Source organism: Streptomyces xanthophaeus (assembly GCF_000725805.1).
GTDB classification, from domain to species: domain Bacteria; phylum Actinomycetota; class Actinomycetes; order Streptomycetales; family Streptomycetaceae; genus Streptomyces; species Streptomyces xanthophaeus.
Window position 1 is genome coordinate 236,374 of the sequence record NZ_JOFT01000008.1, and the last position, 19,393, is coordinate 255,766.

Annotated in this window: 21 protein-coding genes; 16 read left to right on the forward strand and 5 right to left on the reverse strand. The window is 74.0% G+C overall.

Annotated features, from left to right (window positions below; all coding sequences use genetic code 11):
• Positions 1-36: 36 nt before the first annotated feature.
• The 7 genes from IO30_RS0101140 to IO30_RS0101170 all read left to right on the forward strand — a co-directional run bounded on the left by IO30_RS0101140 (position 37) and on the right by IO30_RS0101170 (position 8,464).
• Entirely contained in the window at positions 37-1,305 is a 1,269-nt protein-coding gene (locus tag IO30_RS0101140) for an NAD(P)/FAD-dependent oxidoreductase (RefSeq protein WP_037892630.1), read from the forward strand.
• On the forward strand, positions 1,302-2,093 hold the full coding sequence (locus IO30_RS46620; RefSeq protein ID WP_051858848.1) for a DUF1365 domain-containing protein: 792 nt from the start codon (positions 1,302-1,304) through the stop codon (positions 2,091-2,093). The genes IO30_RS0101140 and IO30_RS46620 overlap by 4 nt, the downstream gene beginning before the upstream one ends.
• Entirely contained in the window at positions 2,090-3,379 is a 1,290-nt protein-coding gene (locus tag IO30_RS46625) for a class I SAM-dependent methyltransferase (RefSeq protein ID WP_051901759.1), read from the forward strand. Before IO30_RS46620 ends, IO30_RS46625 begins: the two co-directional genes overlap by 4 nt.
• Complete coding sequence (locus IO30_RS0101155; RefSeq protein WP_031138259.1) at positions 3,376-4,668, forward strand: SAM-dependent methyltransferase; 1,293 nt, start codon at positions 3,376-3,378, stop codon at positions 4,666-4,668. The genes IO30_RS46625 and IO30_RS0101155 overlap by 4 nt, the downstream gene beginning before the upstream one ends.
• Positions 4,665-5,501: a DUF1295 domain-containing protein gene (locus IO30_RS0101160; protein WP_031138261.1), complete on the forward strand. Its 837-nt coding sequence runs from the start codon at positions 4,665-4,667 to the stop codon at positions 5,499-5,501. Before IO30_RS0101155 ends, IO30_RS0101160 begins: the two co-directional genes overlap by 4 nt.
• Entirely contained in the window at positions 5,498-6,253 is a 756-nt protein-coding gene (locus IO30_RS0101165) for an alpha/beta hydrolase (protein ID WP_237403292.1), read from the forward strand. Before IO30_RS0101160 ends, IO30_RS0101165 begins: the two co-directional genes overlap by 4 nt.
• 117 nt (positions 6,254-6,370) lie before the next feature.
• On the forward strand, positions 6,371-8,464 hold the full coding sequence (locus tag IO30_RS0101170; protein ID WP_031138265.1) for a SpoIIE family protein phosphatase: 2,094 nt from the start codon (positions 6,371-6,373) through the stop codon (positions 8,462-8,464).
• Positions 8,465-8,476: 12 nt separating this feature from the next.
• On the opposite strand, the gene IO30_RS0101175 is transcribed toward IO30_RS0101170, so the two are convergent.
• Positions 8,477-9,223, reverse strand: a complete 747-nt coding sequence (locus IO30_RS0101175) for an LppU/SCO3897 family protein (RefSeq protein ID WP_031138267.1) — start codon at positions 9,221-9,223, stop codon at positions 8,477-8,479.
• Positions 9,224-9,438: 215 nt separating this feature from the next.
• Between IO30_RS0101175 and IO30_RS0101180 the strand changes: the two genes are divergently transcribed.
• Positions 9,439-9,891, forward strand: a complete 453-nt coding sequence (locus IO30_RS0101180; RefSeq protein WP_031138268.1) for a hypothetical protein — start codon at positions 9,439-9,441, stop codon at positions 9,889-9,891.
• Positions 9,892-9,919: 28 nt separating this feature from the next.
• Here IO30_RS0101180 and IO30_RS0101185 read toward each other — a convergent pair whose 3' ends face one another.
• The 3 genes from IO30_RS0101185 to IO30_RS0101195 all read right to left on the reverse strand — a co-directional run bounded on the left by IO30_RS0101185 (position 9,920) and on the right by IO30_RS0101195 (position 11,388).
• Positions 9,920-10,144: a hypothetical protein gene (locus IO30_RS0101185; RefSeq protein ID WP_031138270.1), complete on the reverse strand. Its 225-nt coding sequence runs from the start codon at positions 10,142-10,144 to the stop codon at positions 9,920-9,922.
• 40 nt (positions 10,145-10,184) lie between these two features.
• A complete protein-coding gene (cpt, locus tag IO30_RS0101190) occupies positions 10,185-10,718 on the reverse strand; it encodes a chloramphenicol phosphotransferase CPT (RefSeq protein ID WP_031138272.1) in 534 nt (177 codons plus the stop codon).
• Positions 10,719-10,794: 76 nt separating this feature from the next.
• The gene (locus IO30_RS0101195) at positions 10,795-11,388 is read right to left on the reverse strand and encodes a hypothetical protein (RefSeq protein WP_063768117.1); all 594 of its coding nucleotides are present in this window, start codon (positions 11,386-11,388) and stop codon (positions 10,795-10,797) included.
• Between the two features lie 384 nt (positions 11,389-11,772).
• On the opposite strand from IO30_RS0101195, the gene IO30_RS0101200 reads away from it, so the two are divergent.
• The 7 genes from IO30_RS0101200 to IO30_RS0101230 all read left to right on the forward strand — a co-directional run bounded on the left by IO30_RS0101200 (position 11,773) and on the right by IO30_RS0101230 (position 16,526).
• The gene (locus IO30_RS0101200; protein ID WP_157853055.1) at positions 11,773-12,225 is read left to right on the forward strand and encodes a hypothetical protein; all 453 of its coding nucleotides are present in this window, start codon (positions 11,773-11,775) and stop codon (positions 12,223-12,225) included.
• Between the two features lie 157 nt (positions 12,226-12,382).
• Complete coding sequence (locus IO30_RS0101205; RefSeq protein WP_031138278.1) at positions 12,383-12,664, forward strand: DUF6400 family protein; 282 nt, start codon at positions 12,383-12,385, stop codon at positions 12,662-12,664.
• Positions 12,651-12,908, forward strand: coding sequence for a hypothetical protein (locus IO30_RS0101210; RefSeq protein ID WP_031138280.1), 258 nt, complete (start codon positions 12,651-12,653; stop codon positions 12,906-12,908). The genes IO30_RS0101205 and IO30_RS0101210 overlap by 14 nt, the downstream gene beginning before the upstream one ends.
• 29 nt (positions 12,909-12,937) lie before the next feature.
• Entirely contained in the window at positions 12,938-14,128 is a 1,191-nt protein-coding gene (locus IO30_RS0101215) for an MFS transporter (protein ID WP_031138282.1), read from the forward strand.
• Between the two features lie 143 nt (positions 14,129-14,271).
• Positions 14,272-15,531, forward strand: coding sequence for an ATP-binding protein (locus IO30_RS0101220; protein WP_051858806.1), 1,260 nt, complete (start codon positions 14,272-14,274; stop codon positions 15,529-15,531).
• A gap of 96 nt (positions 15,532-15,627) precedes the next feature.
• Positions 15,628-16,290 carry a TNT domain-containing protein gene (locus IO30_RS0101225; protein WP_031138286.1) on the forward strand — a complete coding sequence of 221 codons (663 nt, stop codon included), beginning with the start codon at positions 15,628-15,630 and terminating at the stop codon, positions 16,288-16,290.
• Complete coding sequence (locus IO30_RS0101230; protein WP_031138288.1) at positions 16,287-16,526, forward strand: hypothetical protein; 240 nt, start codon at positions 16,287-16,289, stop codon at positions 16,524-16,526. Before IO30_RS0101225 ends, IO30_RS0101230 begins: the two co-directional genes overlap by 4 nt.
• Positions 16,527-16,542: 16 nt before the next feature.
• Here IO30_RS0101230 and IO30_RS0101235 read toward each other — a convergent pair whose 3' ends face one another.
• Positions 16,543-17,751 carry a cytochrome P450 family protein gene (locus IO30_RS0101235; RefSeq protein ID WP_031138290.1) on the reverse strand — a complete coding sequence of 403 codons (1,209 nt, stop codon included), beginning with the start codon at positions 17,749-17,751 and terminating at the stop codon, positions 16,543-16,545.
• A gap of 255 nt (positions 17,752-18,006) precedes the next feature.
• Here IO30_RS0101235 and IO30_RS0101240 point away from each other — a divergent pair, with 255 nt between their 5' ends.
• On the forward strand, positions 18,007-19,176 hold the full coding sequence (locus tag IO30_RS0101240; protein ID WP_078903649.1) for a tetratricopeptide repeat protein: 1,170 nt from the start codon (positions 18,007-18,009) through the stop codon (positions 19,174-19,176).
• The last annotated feature ends 217 nt before the right edge of the window (positions 19,177-19,393 follow it).

The following is a 19,393-nucleotide window of genomic DNA, read 5'->3' on the forward strand; positions in this document are numbered from 1 at the left end:
AGCGGCCGCAGGTCGGACGGGGCGGAGCGAAGGGCTGTGGAGACGGTGGACCGGCGGAAAGTGGCCGTGGTGGGAGGCGGAGTGGCGGGCCTGACCGCCGCGTACGTCCTGAGCAAGCGGTACGAGGTGGTCCTCCACGAGGCGGACGGGCGGCTCGGGGGCCACGCCCACACCCACGACCTGCCCGCGCCCGGCGGCGGGACCGTCGCCGTGGACTCCGGGTTCATCGTCCACAACGAGCGCACCTATCCCCTGCTCCTGCGGCTCCTGCGCGAACTCGGCGTGAGCACCCAGGACTCCGAGATGAGCATGTCGGTGCGGTGCGACGGATGCGGTCTGCAGTACGCCGGGGCACGCGGCCCCCGCGGGCTGTTCACCGGACGGGCCGCGCTGCGGGGCCGGTACCTGCGGCTGCTCGCCGAGGTGCCCGTCTTCCACCGCGGCGCGCGCCGCCTCCTGGCCGAGGGGGACGACGACCGGTACACGCTCGGCCGGTTCCTGCGCGACGGCGGCTTCTCCCCCTACTTCGTCTCGCACTTCGTGCTCCCGCTCGTCTCCGCCGTCTGGTCCTGCCCCGCACCGACGGCGCTGGAGTACCCGGCCGTCTACCTGTTCCGGTTCCTGGCCCACCACGGCCTGCTCTCGGTGACCGGCTCCCCGCAGTGGAAGACGGTGACGGGCGGCTCCGCCGAGTACGTCACCAGGATCGCCAAGCACATCGGCAGTGCGCGCACGGCGAGCCCCGTGACCGCGGTCCGCCGCCTGCCCGGCGGGGTGCTGGTCACGACCGGGGACGGGGCCACCGAGCCGTACGACGCGGTCGTCGTCGCGACCCACGCCGACCAGGCGCTGCGCCTGCTCGCCGACCCCACCGAGGACGAGCGGCGCGTCCTCGGTGCCTTCCGCTCCTCCCGCAACCCGACGGTGCTGCACACCGACACCCGGCTGCTGCCCACCAAGGCGGCGGCGCGGGCCTCGTGGAACTACCACCTCCCGTCCTGCGGCACCCCGGTGGGCGGCGCCCAGGTCAGCTACGACATGAACCGGCTCCAGCAACTGCCCGGTTCCCCGCACTACGTGGTCACCCTCAACGCGGGCGAACGGATCGACCCCGGCGCCGTCCTGGCCCGCATGGTGTACGAACACCCGCTGTACACCCCGGAGTCCGTGGCCGCCCAGCGGGAACTGCCGGGCCTGAACACGTCCGTGACGGCGTATGCGGGGGCCTGGCAGGGGTGGGGGTTCCACGAGGACGGCTGCCGGTCCGGTGTGGCGGCCGCCGCGGCGCTGGGGGTGCAGTGGTGACGCCCGCACCGCCCGCAGGGGCCGCCCTCTACGACTGCGTCGTCGCGCACGCGCGCACCGCCCCCCTGCGGTACTCGTTCCGCCACCGCACCTACCTGTGGCTGGTCGACGTCGACGCCCTGCCCCGGCTGCCGCGCGTCCTGCGCCCCCTGGCCCGCTTCGACGCCCGCGACCACTTCGACGGCGCGGCGCCGAGCCTGCGCGCCGGACTCGACGCCTGCCTCGCCGCACAGGGGATACCGCCGGACGGCGGCCGCGTCCTGATGCTGGCCCACGCCCGGGTCCTGGGGTACGTCTTCAACCCGCTCACCCTGTACTGGTGCCACGACCGGTCCGGGGCCCTGCGGTGCGTGGTCGCCGAGGTGCACAACACCTACGGGCAGCGCCACGCGTACGTGCTGGAGACGGATGCCCACGGCCGCGCCGAGACCGCGAAGAGCTTCTACGTCTCGCCCTTCTTCCCCGTCGACGGCCGCTACCGGATGCGGCTGCCGGTTCCGGGCGAGCGGCTCGACGTCACCGTCCGGCTCGACCGCGCGGGCGGGCAGCCGTTCACCGCCACCGTCCGGGGCCGCCGCAGCCCCGCGACCCCGTCCGCCCTGCTCCGCGCCGCCCTGCGCCGCCCGTGGTCCACCGCGGCGGTCTGGGCCGGCATCCGCCGCCACGGCGTCCTGCTGTACCTGCGCGGTCTCCCCGTACAGCCCCGCTGCCCGAGCAGCGCAAGCAGCCCGAGCACACCCCACACGCCCCGCACCGCACCCGACACCCAGGAAGGCACCGGTCCGTGACCCTTTCCCTCCCTCCCACGACGGACGAGCACGGGCGCGCGCACGCGTCCCGGCCGATACCGGCCCGGCAGCCCGACGCCGCGGCCTGGCCCGACGTGGTGTGCCCGCCGCGGCCGCGCCCGGGCCACACCGCGGCCGCCCGCCTGCTGGTGGGCCGGGCGCTGTCCGCCCTGCCGCTGCGCGTACGGCTCGGCGAGGACCGGCCGACCGGCGAAGGGCCCTCGCTGGACGTGCACCGGCCCGAGGCGTTCTTCCGCCGGATCGGCAGCCAGGGGCTGATCGGTTTCGGCGAGTCGTACATGGCCGGTGAGTGGGACAGCGACGACCTGCCCGGGCTGCTCACCGTCCTCGCCTCGCACGTCGACGAGCTGGTGCCCGCCCCGCTGCGGCGGCTGCGCGGGGCCTGGGCGCGGCGCAGGCCCCGGACGCAGGAGAACACCGTGGACGGGGCGCGGGAGAACGTCCGGCGCCACTACGACCTGTCCAACGAGCTGTTCGCGGCGTTCCTCGACGAGACGATGACGTACTCGGCCGCGGTGTTCACCTCGTTCCCGGCCCGGCCCGAGGCGCTGGCCGCCGCACAGCACCGCAAGATCGACCGGCTGCTGGACCTCGCCGGGGCGGGCCCCGGCACGCGGCTGCTGGAGATCGGCACCGGCTGGGGGGAGCTGGCGCTGCGGGCCGCCGCCCGCGGGGCCCGGGTGGTGACCGTGACCCTCTCCACGGAGCAGCGGGACCTGGCCCGGGCGCGCATCGCCGCAGCCGGGTACGGCGACCGGGTGGACGTGCGGCTGTGCGACTACCGCGAGGTGCGGGGCAGTTACGACGCCGTGGTCAGCGTGGAGATGATCGAGGCGGTCGGGGCCGCGTACTGGCCGGCGTACTTCGGGGCGCTGCACGACGCCCTGGTCCCGGGCGGACGCGTCGCCCTCCAGGCGATCACCATGCCGCACGAGCGGATGCTGGCGACCGGCCGGACCCACACCTGGGTGAGCAAGTACGTCTTCCCGGGCGGCCTCATCCCCTCGCGGGAGGCCATCGGGGAGAACGCGGTCCGGGCGGGCCTGCGGACCGTGCGCGACGACGGGTACGGCGAGCACTACGCCGAGACCCTGCGGCTGTGGCGCGAGCGCTTCGTGGAGCGCTCCGGGGCCGTGGCGGCACTCGGCTTCGACCCCACCTTCCAGCGCATGTGGGAGCTCTACCTCGCCTACTCCGAGGCCGGGTTCCGCTCGGGCTACCTCGACGTGCGCCAGCTCCTGTTCACGAAGGGGCCCCTGCGATGAGGCCCGTCGCGGAGCGGGTCGCCGAACTGTCGGGGCTCTTCCTGGGCGGCCCGCTGCCGGTACGGGTGCGGGCCTGGGACGGCAGCGAAGCCGGTCCGGCCGACGCCCCGCTGGTCTCGCTGCGCTCCCCGGGCGCCCTGCGCAGGCTCCTGTGGCAGCCGGGCGAGCTCGGGCTGGCCGAGGCGTACGTGAGCGGTGAGCTGGACGTCGAGGGGGACCTCGCGGAAGGGCTCGGCCGCGCCGGGCGGGCCGTACGCGACCAGGGCCGGACGCGGCCGTCCGCGTCGCGGTGGGCCCGGGCGTCGGCGCTGGCCCTGGGCTTGGGGGCGGTGGGTCCGCCGCCACCCGCGCCGCAGGCACCGCGCGCCCGGCTCGGCGGACGTCCGCACAGCCAGGCCCGCGACCGGGCGGCCGTCAGCCACCACTACGACCTCTCCAACGCGTTCTACCGGCTGCTGCTGGACGAGTCGATGGCGTATTCCTGCGCGTACTGGACCCGTCCCGAGGGCCCCGGCTACGGACTCGCCGACGCCCAGTACGACAAGCTGGAGCTGATCTGCCGCAAGCTCGGCCTGCACGACGGTTCCCGGCTGCTGGACGTCGGCTGCGGCTGGGGTGCGCTCGCCGTGCACGCCGCCCGCGAGCACGGGACGCGGGTGACGGCCGTGACGCTCTCGCGGCGCCAGCGGGACTTCCTCGTGGAACGCCTCGCGCGCGAGGGCCTCGGCGGCCTGGTCGACGTGCAGCTGCGGCACTACCGGCACATCGACGGCGGCGGGTACGACGCGGTGAGCGCCGTGGAGATGGGCGAGCACGTCGGGGACGGCGCGTACCCGGCCTTCGCGGCGCTCCTGCACGGTGCGCTGCGCCCGCAGGGCCGTCTGCTGGTGCAGCAGATGTCCCGGGGTGCCCGCGCACCGGGCGGCGGTGCCTTCATCGAGGCGTACATCGCGCCCGACATGCACATGCGGCCGGTCGGGCAGACCGTGGGGCTGCTGGAGGAGGCCGGGCTGGAGGTGCGTTCGACGGAGTCCCTGCGCGAGCACTACACCCGTACGGTCGATGCCTGGCGCCGTACCCTCGAGGAACACCGGTCCGAGTTCGAGGACCTCGTAGGGGAGGCCACGGTCCGGGTGTGGCGCCTCTACCTGGCCGGGAGCTCCCTGGCCTTCGCCGAGCGCCGCATGGGCGTCGACCAGATCCTCGCCGTCCGCCCCGCGCGGGAAGGGACGTCCGCCATGCCGCCCACACCCGCCTCCTGGTACGCGTCGCCGGAGCGGCCGCGATGACCGGCGCGGCCTGGCCGGCCTTCGGCCTGAACCTGGCGGCGTCCGCCGGGGCGGCCCTGGCCGTCATGCTGCTGACCTTCGCCGTGGCCCGCGCCCGCGGTCTGCACCGGCTCGTGGACGTGGCGTGGGGCGTGGCCTTCACCGCCGTCGCCGTGGTCACGTACGTCCTGTCGGCGGGCCACGGCGACGACACCCGCAGGCTCCTCCTCACGCTCGCCACCTCGGTGTGGGGGCTGCGGCTGGCCGCCCACATCGCCTGGCGCGGCCGGGGCCACGGCGAGGACCCGCGGTACGAGAAGCTGCTGGCCGGGGCGCGCGGCAGCCGTACGGCCCACGCCCTGCGCTCGGTGTACCTGCTCCAGGCGGCCCTGGTGTGGCTGGTCTCGCTGCCCGTGCAGGCCGGTGCGTACGCCGCCACTGCCGTGGGCGCGGTGGCCTGGGCCGGCGCGGCCGTGTGGGCGACGGGGCTGGCCTTCGAGGCGGTCGGCGACTTCCAGCTGGCCCGGTTCAAGGCCGATCCCGCCCACCGGGGCCTGATCATGGACCGGGGTCTGTGGGGCTGGACCCGCCATCCCAACTACTTCGGGGACTTCCTCGTGTGGTGGGGCATCTACCTGATGGCCTGCGCCGACTGGCTCACGGCGGCCCTGTGCCTGGTCTCGCCCGTGGTGATGAGCCTGCTGCTGACCCGCGGCAGCGGCAAGCGCCTCCTGGAGCGCCACATGGCCGGCCGGCCGGGCTACGCCGCCTACCTCGCCCGTACGAGCGGGTTCGTACCCCGCCCTCCGCGCGGTCCCCGCGGCGGCGCGCCCACGGGCGGGGCCGCGCGGTGAACGGCGCCCGGTCGTACGGAGGTCCGGACCCGGAGGAAGGCGGGGGCGGGGGCGCAGGCGGGGCCGCTTCGCTGCGGGTGCGCCACGCTCCGGCGCGGCCGCGGGCGGCGGTCCTCTTCCTGCACGGCGGGCGGGCGGACGCCCTGGAGCCGCCGCCCGCCCTGAACCTGCCGGGCGCCCGGCTGGCCCTCTTCTCCTCGTCCCTGCTGCGTGCGGCGGGCCCCGGCCAGGTCGCGGTCGCCGACGTCCGCTACCGCCACCGGGGCTGGAACGGCCCGCGGGAGGACCCGGTGCACGACGCCCGGGCCGCGCTGGGCGCGCTCGTACGGCGGACGGGGGAGGTGCCGGTGGTCCTGGTGGGGCATTCGATGGGCGGCCGGGCCGCCTTGCGCGCAGCGGGCCATCCGCAGGTGTGCGGGGTGCTGGCCCTCGCCCCCTGGTGTCCGCCGCACGAGCCCGTGGCCCATCTGCGCCACCGCCGCGTGGCGGTCCTGCACGACCAGCGCGACCGGGTCACCTCGGCCGACGAGGCCTGGGAGTTCCTCGTACGGGCCGGGGCGGCGGGCGCCCGCACCCTGGGGGTCCGGATGCCCGCCGGCGGGCACGCCATGCTGCGGGACGCCCGTACCTGGCACCGCATCACCACGTCGCTGGTGCTCGGCATGCTGGGCCTGGGGCCCCTGCCGCCCGCGCTGACCGGCGCCGGGCCCTCGGCCGGGGTGCTGGGGGCCGCCTCCCTCGACGGCCCGTAAGGGGGTGCGGCCCGGGGTCTTCCGGGCGAGGATGAGGTGTGGAGCAAGCGCAGCCGCCGGCCGAGGCGGGCGAGCGGCCGCCGGCACCGACCGCGGCCCCGGAGGGGCGGGTGCGCGATGCCTGACGAGATGCCGCCCCTCGCGGACCTGGTCAGCGGCGCCGCCCAGGACGCCGGGGGCTGGATGGGCGCCCTGCGGGTGGCCCTGGTCGCCACCAGCGGGGACGGGCACATCGTCCGCTGGAACCACGGTGCGCAGGAGCTGCTGGGATACGCCCCTCCGCAGGTGCTCGGCCGGCACATCGCCGACCTGCTCCATCCGGGCGCCGACCGGAGCCTGGGCCGGTCCCTGTGGGAGACGGCGGCCACCGGGCGCGGGGTGATGGGTACGGTCACCGCCTGGCACCGCGACGGTCATCCCCTGGAGCTGGAGATCTGGGCGTGCCCCGTCCCCGACCGGCGGCACGGCGCCTCCGCGGTCCTGGTGTTCGCCGCCGACGCGCACGCGGCACGCCGCATCCGGGGCTCCTCCGCGGTGTGGGACGGGCTGTTCGCCCGCTCGCCGGTGGGGATCGGCGTCCTCGACACGCAGCTGCGGTTCCTCCAGGTGAATCCGGCGCTGGAGGCGATGAACGGTCTCGCCGAGTCGGCGCACGTGGGCCGCCGCCTGGCCGAGGTGCTGCCCGAGGTCAACGCGGGCGAGATGGAGGCGGCGATGCACCAGGTCCTGGAGACCGGTGAACCGGTCCTGGACCGGCGCCGCACGGGGCGGACCCCCGCCGATCCGGAGCACGACCGGGTGTGGTCCTGTTCGTACGTGCGGGTGCAGGACCCCGGTGGCCGGCCGATCGGCGTGATCGCCTCCCTGCTCGACATCACCGCGCAGCAGCGCGACCACACGGAGGCCGAGGCGGGCCGGCGCAGGCTCGCCCTGCTCAGCGAGGCGAGTTCCCGGCTCGGCGCCAGTCTGGACCTGGAACGCACCGCGCAGGAGCTGGCCGACCTGGCCGTGCCGCACTTCGCCGACGCCGTGACCGTGGACGTCCTGGACACCCTCGCGCGCGGCGACGAGCCCGGCATGGGACTGACGGGCGGCACCGCCCTGCGGCGCCTGGGCAAGGCTCCGCTGACCGGTTCCGACGTCACCCGCATCCTGGCTCCGCTCGGCCGGACCCTGTCCTTCCCGGTGGCCGCCCCCTACACCCAGGCCCTTGCGACCCGGCAGCCCTACCTCGTCGCCCGGCTCGACGCCGAGGCGGTCGCCCCGGCCGCCCGCCACACCTCCAAGCCCGCCCAGTTGCTGGAGACGGGCGTGCACTCGTTCCTGATGATGCCGCTCGTGGCCCGGGAGACGGTCCTCGGCGTTGCCACCTTCTACCGCACCCGTCCCGTGGGTCCCTTCGGCTCCGACGACGTCACGCTGGCCGGAGAACTCACGGCCCGGACCGCCATCAGCATCGACAACGCGCGCCTCTACCTCCACGAGCACGAGACCGCGGTCGTCCTCCAGCGCAGCATGCTGCCGCAGCACGTCACCCCGCCTCCCGGCATCGAGATCGCCCACCGCTACCTGCCGGCCAGTGACGTCAACGAGGTCGGCGGCGACTGGTACGACGTCCTCCCCCTGACGGGGGGCCGGGCCGCGCTCATCATCGGGGACGTGATGGGCCACGGCATCGCGGCGGCCGCGGTCATGGGGCGCCTCTCCGCCACCGTACGGGCGCTGGCTCGGCTCGACATGCCCCCGGCCGCGCTGCTGCACCAGCTGGAGGCGACCCTGGCGGATCTGGCCGAGCCGATGCTCGCCACCTTCCTGTACGTGGTCTGCGACCCGGCCAGCGGGAACTGCACGGTCACCCGGGCCGGGCACCCGCCGCCTGCGGTCGCCGAACCCGACGGCACGGTCCGCCTGGTGGCGACCCCGCCCGGAGTCCCGCTGGGGGTCGGCGGCATCACGTTCACCACCACCGAGATCACCCTGCCGCCGGGCAGTGTCCTCGTCCTCTACACGGACGGCCTGATCGAGGCCCGCAGCAGTGACATCGACGACCGGCTGCGGGAACTGACGGGGCTGCTCACGGAGTCGCAGCAGCCCTTGGACCAGCTGTGCGACTCGTTGATCACGCACCTGGTCCCGGCCTCCGCCGATGACGACATCGCCCTCCTCGTGGCCCGCATCGGCGCCAACACCCCTTCCTCAAAGCCGAGTTGATCGGCTCGGCGGTCAGCGGCCGTACGAACCGATGCCGACCAGGCAGTACACGTACTCGTTGATGACGGTGGCGCCGCGGCTGTAGCGGTAGGAGAAGGCGTACTCGGTCTTGGGGTTGTCGTTGCAGCGGTCGAGGTCCGAGGTGAAGGGGAAGCTCTCGATCACCCGGTAGTGCGCGTCGGACGCCGAGCAGGACACCTCCTCCACGCCGGTCACGGTCTGCGGCGTCGTCGAGTCCGGGAGGGTCCCGTTGAGACAGGTCCCCTTGTCGAAGGGGCTGGGCTCCGCCTCGGACGGGGAGGGGTCGGAGCCCGTCGCGGTGTCCTCAGGGGTCGGCGTCGGGTCCGGGGCCGGGGCCCAGGACGAGGCGGCGCCCGAGGGATCGGGGCCCGGGCCGGAGCCGCCGCTGTAGGTGGACGAGGGGGTGGCGGTCGGGGTCCCGGAGGCCGTGTTGTCGCCGTCGTCCCCGTCGTTGAGCACGAGTATCCCGATGACGACGACGGCCAGGACCCCGAGCACCGCCAGGCATCCGCCGGCGCCCTTGCGGGTCCCCGGCGCGGGCTGCGCCGCACCCGCGGCCCAGTTCACCCTGACGCGCAGCAGCACCTCGTCCTCGCCGAGCCAGGCCCGGACGAGGTCGCCGTCGCGGGCCGGCGGGATGCGGAGCTGAGCGGTGCCGGTCCCCACGGGGACGGTGAGGATCACGCCGGCGGCGGCCTGTTGAGGAGTGAGCGTGACGGGGATTTCCTGCGACGACACCGGCTGCTCCCGAGGGTGAGGGTCGTGCGGACGTTTCCTGGCGTGCCCGTACGGATTCTGCCCGGTGCGCACGGGGTGACGCAGGCGTTCCGCAGGCCGGTCACCGACCCCTGGAGATGTCCGGCCACACTGTGCACAGCAGCCCCGCATCCGCTACCTTGAACGCGTTCAGTTGCTTGTTCGGGCGGTCGCGGGACGCAGGACGGAGGGCGGCCATGGAATCCAGGGTCCTGACCGGCAGGGGTGCCCACGAGGGCGTCGGGGGCGGCACTCCCGAACGGGCCCATCCGTGGCAGGTCGCGCTGGTCCTGACCGCCCTGGCCGCCCCCGTGCCGCCCGGGTTCTCCTTCAGCCACTACACCGTGGGCTTCTGGTACCCGGTGGCGTTCTCCCTGACGGCCGCCCTGATCGCGCTGCCGCTGTTCTTCCACCGCCGCAGGTCCACGTTCGCGGGCTCCGCGGCGATCGTGGGAGCCGTGCTCGTCCCGTGGTCGGTCCTCGGGTCCCTGGCCGGCATGGGGGTGTTCTTCCTGTCGGTCCCCCTGTTGTGGCTGGCCGTCGCGGCGGACCCGCGCCGCAGGCCGGCGGCGGGGCCGGTGCTGGCCGCGGCCGGGGCCGTACTGGCGGTGGCGATGGTCGTGGTGCCCGGCTTCTGGTGGCAGCGGTGATGCCGGCCCGGGCGGGCCGTACGCGGACTCAGAGGGGTTCGGTGGCGAAGAGCTCCAGGTGACCGCACCGCACGCAGCGGTAGGCGTCGATCCGGCGGCGCAGCCGCCCCATCCGCTTGGCCCCGCCGAGCCATCCGCGCTCCAGCGGTCCCGCGATCCAGCGGGCGAAGCCACGGGAGCCCTCGCCGGCGTCCTCGACGAACCCCGGCTCGATCCCTGCACCACCGCAGTGCCTGCACGTCACATTGTCCACCGGACGAGTGTACGAACGGCCGGGGCGCTCCGGGGCCGGGTCACCCGACACGGGCGGCGATGGCCCGCGCGCACTCCATCGCCTCGGTGTGCGTGGTGTCGACCTCCAGGTCGTAGTACATCCCCCGGTGGACCACTTCCGCCTGGGAAACGGCCATCCCCGGGATCCGGTCACCCCGCGCGATCTCACGGCCCGCCGCGACCGCGCTCGCGCACCTGACGCCGACCCACAACACCCCCAGCCCCTCCAGGGCCTTCCTCCACCGCTGCTGGGAGGCGGCCGCGCCGAGGAACACCTCGTCGACGACGACCGGGGCGCCCGCGCGGGCCATGGCCGCGACCCCTTCGATCCACGCCGCTTCCAGCGTCCGGAACTCCGGCCCGACGGTCACCTCCCCGTCCGTACCGAACCCGATGCCGCCGCCCCCTTCCCGCAGGGCCGCGGGCATCGCGTCGACCAGCGTGTCGGCCCCGAGGACCAGCCACGCACCGGGCAGCACGGCCTGCAGGCACCTGGCGATCCCGGACTTCCCGGAACTGGACCCGCCGTTGAGAACGATCACCTGTGTCTTCACGGCGCCACAGTAGGTGCGCCCCGGCCCTGGCCGAAGAGCTTTTCGCAGCGACGGCCCGCAGGCCGGAGCGCAGGTGTCAGCGGCTGCGGCGCGGTCCGCCGCGCTGGCCGCCGCCGCGCTGTGGACCGCCCCTGTGGGGGCGGCGGCGGGCCTCGGCCTCGGGCGCCGCGTCGGGAGAGGAGAACCCGCCGGGTACGACCACCCGCGCCGGGGCCGGTGCGGCGGGGACGGCCGGGGCCGACGTGTCCGCAGAGGACGCACCCGCAGGCGCGGACGCGGCGGACGCCGAACGCCGGGCGCTGCCCAGGATGGAGGTGTGGGAGATCAGCGGGGCGCAGGCCTGGCAGACCTCGGCGAGGGTCCACACCTGCCCCACGGCGGGGTTGTGGATGAGGACGAGCAACGGAGCGCCGGTGCAGGCGCTCCGGACGTTCTCGTGGTAGGCGCACTCCGCGGCGCGGCAGGCGCAGCCCGCGTTGGGGCGGACGGTGACGAGCCGGGCGTGCGCGCGGACGTGCTCCGCAGCGAAACGCCGCATGGCCGCGGTGTCCTTGGAGCGGGGAGGCATGCGGCAGGCCTCGGTGCTGCAGGTGACGGAGACGGTGTGGTCGCCGTGGCCGTTGAGGCGGACGGTCCAGGTCCGTCCGGCGACACGGGAGGCAGGAATCATGGTCAAGGGGGTGCCGTCCGTTCACGTATGCGGTGGTGAGCCCACTGTTCAGCGGTTTCGCGTGTGGGGACAGTGGTTTTCGCACGGCCTCGGTCTGTCTGGCACGGGCGCGTGTCGGCGGCCGTGGCTCGAGGGTGGACGTCGCGCCGAGAGGCGGACACGCAATGACCGAACACGGGCCTACTGTCTTTTTCGCATGTGACGGGTCGACTGTCAACGGCGTGGGCGCCACCGGTACCGGGGTCGGCCGCTGACGGTCCGTCCGAACGGGGCACAGGGGTGAAGACGTTCCCATCATGACAGGTCAGACGGTGTTTTTGTAGGACGGACAGCACAGTCGATTGATCTTGTTTTGACCCCTGTGCGGCTTTCAGAATCACCGTCATGACTCACACGGAGAACATCAACCACCACGCGGTCCTTCGAGCCCGGGTGGCCCTCCTCGGATCGGAGGCGCTGCCGGCCCGGGAACAGGTCGCCGCCTACCGCGTTCTCGTCCAGGTGAGCCCGATGGCGTACCTGCCCCAGCTGGCGGTGGCGCTGTACGAGTACAGCGCCGGGGAGTTCGCCCACCGGCCCGCGATCGCCCTGGCCCTGCGGGCCGAATCGGTCGCCGCCGCGCGCCGCATGCACGCGCTGGAGCACGGGTGGACGCAGCTGCTCCATGCGGTGCTGGTCCGCTACCGGGAGCAGTTGGGCTCCATGGACCTCCGGGAGGAGCTGCCCGCGGTCGACGAGGAGATAGCCCTCCTCCAGGACGACGCACGCGGCCGTGGGCGGCGGGACCCGCGCGCAGCGGCCGTCCTGCCCACCCCGTCCCCGGGCCTGCGCGGCTGACCGGTAGGGCACACCCCGTCCGGAGGGGGCCGTCGGCCCGGGCATCGCGGTGCGGCCGCGCCGCGATGCCCGCCGGCCCTCCGCCTCCTCGCACGGCGCTGTGACTCCGCACACCCTCCCTTGACCGAGAAAGGAAGGGTTACCTAAGTTCGCTCTCATGACCCCGCCCCTCCCCACACCTCCCTCCGGCCCTGACGACTCGGCCGGCCCCGCCCTGGTGGACTTCTCCGTCGACCTCACCGCCCACGAGGTGCTCCGTCGCGCCCAGGTCATGGCCGCCCTCGGCCCCGACTGGGACCCGGTCGAGGTGCTCCGCGGCGAGGAGGACGCGTACCGGCTGCTGTACTCCGGTCTCGACGCGGAGCAGCAGCGCACGTACGAGGACCTGGTCGCAGCCGGTGTGCTCCCGGCGCGCGGTGGCGGCCATGCTGCCGCTTGACCCGCAGGCGGATCCCGGGCGCCGTGCCTGGGTGCCCTGCCCGAACTGTCACGACAGCAGCACGTGCACGCCGTGCGGGGAGCGGCGCACCTGCTCCCGGCACTGGCGCTACATGCTCTCCAACCGCGGCAGCCTGCTCCACCTCCAGTGCCCGGGCTGCACCCACGTCTGGACCCACGAGACCGGCTTCGGTGCCACCCGCTCCCTGTGGACCCGCATCACCACCGGCCTGCCGCGGCTCTGACCGGCGCGGCCCGGGTTACCGTCGGCGGCATGGACGGTGATCGCCGCGGGTGGCGGATGTGTCTGCTCAGCGGGGCGGTGTTCGCCGTGTGCATGGCGGGCACCACGCTGCCGACCCCTCTCTACGGCCTCTACCAGGAGAAGTTCGGCTTCTCCGAGCTGATGGTCACCGTCGTGTACGCCGTGTACGCCTTCGGGGTCATCGGCGTGCTGCTGCTGGCGGGCAACGCCTCGGACTCCGTCGGCAGGCGGCCCGTACTGCTCGCGGGTCTGGCCTTCGCCGCGGCCAGCGCGGTCTGCTTCCTGTGTGCCACCGGGCTCGGCTGGCTGTACGCGGGACGGCTGCTGTCGGGGCTGTCCGCCGGCCTGTTCACGGGAGCGGCGACGGCCTACGTGATGGAGCTGGCCCCGCGCGGCGGCGCCTCCCGGGCCACCTTCGTGGCGACGGCTGCCAACATGGGCGGTCTGGGCTGCGGACCACTGCTCGCCGGGATCCTCGCGCAGTACGCCGCCCGGCCGCTGTACCTGCCGTTCGCCGTGCACCTGGTCCTGGTGGCCGCCTCCGTCGTGGTGCTGACCCGCCTTCCGGAGACCGTCCGGGAGCGGCGGCCCCTGCGCACCGTACGGCCGCAGCGGCCGGCCCTGCCCGCTTCGGTCAGGGCGGTTTTCGGTCCCGCGGCGACCGCCTCGTTCGTGGGGTTCGCCCTGTTCGGGGTGTTCACCTCGGTGAGTCCCTCGTTCCTCGCGCAGTCGCTGGACGTGCACAACCGGGCCGTGAGCGGCCTGGTGGTCGCGCTGGCCTTCTTCTCCTCGACGGCCGGGCAGTTGCTGGTCGGCCGGGTCGGGGTGGGGCGTTCGCTGCCGCTGGGCTGCGCGGTGCTCCTCGCCGGACTGGCCCTGCTCGCGGGCGCCCTGTGGTGGGATCAGCTGGCGCTGGTGGTGCTGAGTGCGGTCGTCGGCGGGGCCGGGCAGGGGCTGGCGTTCCGGGGGGCGCTGTCCGCGGTGGCCGGGGCCTCTCCCCCGGACCGGCGCGCGGCGGTGATCTCGACGCTGTTCGTGGTGGCGTACACGGGCATCTCCCTGCCGGTGATCGGCGTGGGGCTGCTGGCGGGCCCCGTGGGACTGGAGGGTGCGGGGCTGGTGTTCATCGCGTGCATGGCCCTCCTCGTCTCGACCGCGGGCGTCTACCTGCTCCGTCGGCCGGTGGCCGCGGGGAACTGACCCCCGGTGCGCCCAGGGCTCCGGGCAGGGAGCCGGATCTGCCACGGTCCCTCCCGGTATGATCACCGGGCCGGTTCGCGGGCCCGACCTCCCGCGGACTCCGGCACGGGGACGGGTAACGGGCAGGAAGTTCGGGGGCATCGGTGGGTCTGCGGCTCAAGATCGGGGCGACGATCGCGGCGACCGCCGCCACCGCGGTGTTCATCACCGCGGTGCAGGTGCCCCTCCTGCTCAACGACCGGGAGCGGGACACGGCCGATGACCGGCTGCGGTTCGCGGAACGGGCCTACGAAGACTCCGGGCAGACCGTCTTCGGGGCGAAGGTCGATCGCCCCGACATACCGGCGCCCCTGCGCGAGGCGCTCGCCCAGGGGCGCCGGGCCACGCACGTGGAGGACGGCCCGGACGGCCGTTACGTCTGGGCCGGCACGACCGTGGCCGGCGGCCACTCCCTGGTCATGAACACCAGGGTCCAGCCCATCATCGGCGAGCTGGAGGAGGTGATGTGGAAGGCCGGGACCATGGGTGTCGGCGTCGCCGGCCTGATCGGGGTCGCGGTGGCGGCCCGCTTCGGCCGCAGGCTCCGTACGTCCGCGCGGACCGCCGAGCGGATCACCGGCGGTGAGCTGACGGCCCGCCTGCCGGAGGGCGGACGCGACGAGATCACCGCCCTCGCCCGCGCCGTGAACACCATGGCCGAGACCCTCGGCGGCCGGCTCCAGTCCGAACGCGAGGTGACCTCGAACATCGCGCACGAACTGCGCACCCCCGTCGCGGGACTGGTCGCCGCCGCCGCGCTGCTGCCCGACGGCAAGGCCGAGGACATGGTCAAGGAACGGGTCCGCAGGCTGCGGGACCTGATGGAGGACGTCCTGGAGGTCGCCCGTCTCGACCACGGCTCCGAAGAGGCCGACCTCCGCTGGGTGGAGGCCGGCGGGCTCGCCCGGCGGGCGGTCCGGGCCGCGGTGGAGGGACGCGCCGCTCCCGGCGGAGCGGAACCCGACGTGCGGGTGGACGTGGCCGCGGACGCCCTGGTGCACACCGATCCGCGCCGCGTGGAGCGCGTGTTGACCAATCTCGTGACCAACGCGCTGCGCCACGGGGCGCCGCCCGTCCTGGTCGAGGTGACGGGGCCGGTGGTGCGCGTACGCGATCACGGTCCGGGCTTCCCGGGGCACCTGCTCTCCTGCGGGCCCCAGCGCTTCCGCACCGGCGCGGCGGGCACGGGGCTCGGGCTCGGACTGACCATCGCCACGGGACAGGCCCGACTGATCGGAGCGGAGCTGCGGTTCGGGAATCCGGACGCCGGTGGCGCGGAGGCCGTGCTCGACCTCGGTGCACCGCCGCCCCCGGTCGAGGACGTGGCCGATTCCCGCCCCACCGAGGTCACGCCTCGTCAGTGATCCCCTACTGTGTGCCACGCATCGTCGGCCGTACCGAAGGAGATCCGCGTGGAGCGCAGCCGTACCGACCTGAGGATCCGTGCCGTCCTCACCGCGATGGGCGTCGCCGCCACCCTCGCGGCGGCCCCCGCGGCTCAGGCCGCACCGGCCGGTCCCGCCGCTCCCCAGGCAGCTGCCGTCCGGTCCCCCGCCGCGCCGCCGGCTCCCTGCACCGGGGAGTTCGAGGGCGACAAGCGGCTCGGGCCGAAGCACCTGCCCCGCACGTGGCAGGAACCGGTCGGGCCGCTGCTGAAGCGCTACCACCGCACCGGCAAGCTGACGTCCGCCGAGTTCCTCAAGAAGTACTGGGAGGGTCCGGCCGACACCGGGGGCTGGAAGTACCCGCCGAACGACGGCTTCGCCGAGGTCAACGGCACCGTGGACAAGGCGCCCAAGAAGCTGGCCGAGGGCGAACTGCTGGACCGGTTCGGCTCCGAGTTCGGCTCCTACCTCGCCCCGGCCGGTGACGCGTACGCCAAGCGTGCACTGCCCCCGCAGAACCTCAACACCCGGGAGGCGGACTTCCCCTGCGACTACCACCTGTACGCGGTGGTCAAGCCGCTCACGGTCTGGCAGGGCTCCATCGCCCCCTGGTTCGAGCAGCCCGGCGGAGGGCAGCAGATCAAGCTGGATCCGGCCTTCGTCAACCCCGGCGCGGGCCAGCGGCTGAACGTCAAGTGGCTGCTCGACAACGGCTACCTGGTCCGCGTCGCCCCATGACCGAACGCGACCTGCTGGAACGGGCACTCCGGGAGGCCGGAGTGCCCGCCGGGCACTACTGGATCGAGGGAGTCCACGAACCGGCGCCCCGCCCTGCGGACTTCGTCTACCTGCGCGCCCGGCCGGGCGGCGGCTGGGAGACGGGGGTCTACGAGCGGGGTGCCCACGAGCCGGTCGCCGAGCACGCCACGGAGGCCGGTGCCTGCGCCCACCTGCGGACCCTGCTCGGCGCCTGATCCCGCAGCGCCGGGATCACCAGCGTACGGGCAGCTCCCGTACACCCCTGATCAGCAGCCCGGGGACCCACGACAGGCTCGCGTCGTCGGCTTCACCGGTGAGGCCGGGGAAACGCTCCAGCAGCGAGCGCAGGGCGATGCGCCCCTCCAGACGCGCCAGCGGCGCCCCCAGGCAGTGGTGCAGGCCGTGCCCGAAGGCCATGTGGCCCCGGGCGTCCCGGCGGATGTCGAAGCGGTCCGGCTCCGCGAAGCGCGCCGGGTCACGGTCCGCGTCGGCCATGGTGATCAGCACGACGGAACCCTTCGGGATCACCACCCCGCCCATCTCCACGTCCTCCAGGGCGAGGCGCTCGGTACAGGTCTCCACCGGGCCGTCGTAGCGCAGCATCTCCTCGATGGCACCCTCCAGCAGACCCAGGTCGGCGCGCAGGTCGGCGTACTGGTCGGGGTGGGCGAACAGGGCCCGCATCCCGTTGCCGATCATGTTGACCGTGGTCTCGTGTCCGGCGATGAGCAGCAGAACGCACATGCCGATGAGTTCGTCGGGCGAGAGGCGGTCGCCGCCCTCGTCGACGGTGTGGATCAGCGCGCTGAGCAGGTCATCGCCGGGCTCCGCGCGCTTGGCCCCGATGAGCTCGGTCAGGTAGCGGGGCATCGCCTCGTAGGCTTGCGCCTCGGCCTCCGGGCTGGTGCGGGCCACCATCTCGCTTGACCAGATACGGAAGGACTCCCGGTCCAGTTCGGGCACGCCGAGCAGTTCGCAGATGACGGTCATCGGCAGCGGGAAGGCGAAGGCTCGGACCAGGTCGGCCCGGCCCTCCTCGTTCGCCTCCATCGCGTCCAGCAGTTCGTCCGTGACCTGCTGGATGCGCGGCGCCAGCGCCTCGATGCGGCGCGGGGTGAACGCCCGGGCCACCAGGCGGCGCAGCCGGGTGTGGTCCGGCGGGTCGGACATCAGCATGTGGGCGAGCGCCGGGGTGTCCTGGTCGGCGTTGATGATCTGGCTCATGTCGCCGGACCGCCGCCAGTCCCGGCTCAGTCGCGGATCGGTGAAGGCCGTGCGGCAGGCGTCGTATCCGACGACGAGCCACATCTCCTCGTCGTCCGGTGTGCGTACGTGGTGCACGGGCCCCTGTGCGCGGAGCTCGGCATATACCGGGTAAGGGTCCCGGACGAAGTCCGGGCTCATCTCCAGCAGATCGACAATGGCAGGCTTGAGCGCCATTCCATTCCCCCTGAATCGAATGCGTTGCGACGTCATGCATTGGTCACGTGATGTCCCCACAGTAGTGCGGACGTTGTCACCCACGCGAGCGGGCCCCGCCCCTTACGCCCCGCTGACCTCGGACGACCCCCTGGACACCAGGAGGGGGTGCGGCCGGTGCTGAGACACCGGCATGGCGCGTGACCCTGTCACCGGCCGGGCCGTTACGCCAGCATGGATGGGCGACCTGAGGTGGAACCACAGGAGGGCCGGGCGATGAGCGGTGGCTGGCGGGCGCTGGTACGGCGGTTGGGGATGGGGAAGCGGTCCGGGTCGGCCGGTGAGCCGGCCCGCTCGACCGGGGAGGTGACGGAGGGCGTCCGCTACAGCATGACGACCGAGGACGGGCCAGACGGCATCCCCGTCATCGACATCACCCTGCACATGACGCCGGAGGCCATGGCGCGCTGGAGCCTGAGCGCCACTCTGGAGGCCAAGGGCGAGAACCACCCCGACACCCTCACCGCGGAGTACGCACTGGCCGACGTCCTGTGGGGCCAGGGCTCCCTGGACGAGGCACTGGAACTGCTGCGCCACGTGGTGGCGGGCCGCCGGGCCGTGCTGGGGCACTCCCATGCCGACACCCTCGCGGCGACCTCCTTCCTCGCGCGGGCGCTGGAGAAGCTGGGCGAACTGGCCGAGGCGGACCAGCTGATGCGCATGGTGTGGGCGGAGTACCGCCGCACCGTGGGCGAGAGCGACCCCCTGACCCTGACGAGCCTGGCCCTGGTGGCCCGCCTGCTGCTCCGGCGCGACCGGCCGGCCGAGGCCGAACAGCTGGTCCGGCAGGCCCTGTCCGGCCGCGAGCGGGTCCTGGGCGCGGATCACCCCGACACCTTGAAGAGCCGCAACGACCTGGCGGCGGCGATCCGCGCACAGGGCCGGCTGGAAGAGGCCGAGCGCATGTACGGGCAGGTGGCGCGGGACGCCGACCGGCTCTTCGGATCCGCCGACCCGCTGAGCCTGGACGCGCACGCCAACCGCGCCGCCGTCCTCGCCCACCAGGGCCGCTGGGCGGAGGCGGAACGGGTCTACCGCACCGTGGTGGCCCGGCGGGTCCGCAGCCACCCGGGGCACGAGGACACCCTCCAGGCGCAGAACAACCTGGCGTCGATCCTGCACAGCGCGGGCAAACCGCAGGAGGGCGAGGCCCTGATGCGCACCGTGGTGCGCAGCCGCTCGGAACTGTTCGGCGCCGACCACCCGGGAACCCTGGACAGCCTCAGCAGCCTCGCCGCGATGCTGCACAACCAGGGCCGCCGCGCGGAGGCGGTGGCCCTGTGCCGCAAGGTCGTCGCGGGCGCCGAACGCCGCTTCGGCCCCCGCGACCCGCGCACCGTGGAAGCCCGGGACAACCTGAGGCTGGTCCGCGAGACGGGCGACTGACCCGGGCCGTGCAGGACGTCCGGGTCTAGGCCGTCTCTTCCGGATCTTGCCGGGTCCGCGCCGCCCGCCACCGCGCCTCGCCACCGGAGGACGCGGACCTGACCGACAAGATCCGAAGGAGACGACCTAGATGTGTTGTCCGGACAGGTTGGTGACGCGGCTGGCGGGTGTTTGGCCTTGGATGCCGGTGTGGGGCCGGTGGTAGTTGTACCAGTCG

Excerpts from the sequence above, each read along its gene's own strand:
- IO30_RS0101155 (WP_031138259.1), top strand. The coding sequence starts at position 3,376 with ATGAGGCCCGTCGCGGAGCGGGTCGCCGAACTGTCGGGGCTCTTCCTG.
- IO30_RS0101160 (WP_031138261.1), top strand. The coding sequence starts at position 4,665 with ATGACCGGCGCGGCCTGGCCGGCCTTCGGCCTGAACCTGGCGGCGTCC.
- IO30_RS0101170 (WP_031138265.1), top strand. The coding sequence starts at position 6,371 with ATGCCTGACGAGATGCCGCCCCTCGCGGACCTGGTCAGCGGCGCCGCC.
- IO30_RS0101180 (WP_031138268.1), top strand. The coding sequence starts at position 9,439 with ATGGAATCCAGGGTCCTGACCGGCAGGGGTGCCCACGAGGGCGTCGGG.
- IO30_RS0101195 (WP_063768117.1), bottom strand. The coding sequence starts at position 11,388 with ATGATTCCTGCCTCCCGTGTCGCCGGACGGACCTGGACCGTCCGCCTC.
- IO30_RS0101200 (WP_157853055.1), top strand. The coding sequence starts at position 11,773 with ATGACTCACACGGAGAACATCAACCACCACGCGGTCCTTCGAGCCCGG.
- IO30_RS0101205 (WP_031138278.1), top strand. The coding sequence starts at position 12,383 with ATGACCCCGCCCCTCCCCACACCTCCCTCCGGCCCTGACGACTCGGCC.
- IO30_RS0101210 (WP_031138280.1), top strand. The coding sequence starts at position 12,651 with ATGCTGCCGCTTGACCCGCAGGCGGATCCCGGGCGCCGTGCCTGGGTG.
- IO30_RS0101215 (WP_031138282.1), top strand. The coding sequence starts at position 12,938 with ATGGACGGTGATCGCCGCGGGTGGCGGATGTGTCTGCTCAGCGGGGCG.
- IO30_RS0101225 (WP_031138286.1), top strand. The coding sequence starts at position 15,628 with ATGGGCGTCGCCGCCACCCTCGCGGCGGCCCCCGCGGCTCAGGCCGCA.
- IO30_RS0101230 (WP_031138288.1), top strand. The coding sequence starts at position 16,287 with ATGACCGAACGCGACCTGCTGGAACGGGCACTCCGGGAGGCCGGAGTG.
- IO30_RS0101235 (WP_031138290.1), bottom strand. The coding sequence starts at position 17,751 with ATGGCGCTCAAGCCTGCCATTGTCGATCTGCTGGAGATGAGCCCGGAC.
- IO30_RS0101240 (WP_078903649.1), top strand. The coding sequence starts at position 18,007 with ATGAGCGGTGGCTGGCGGGCGCTGGTACGGCGGTTGGGGATGGGGAAG.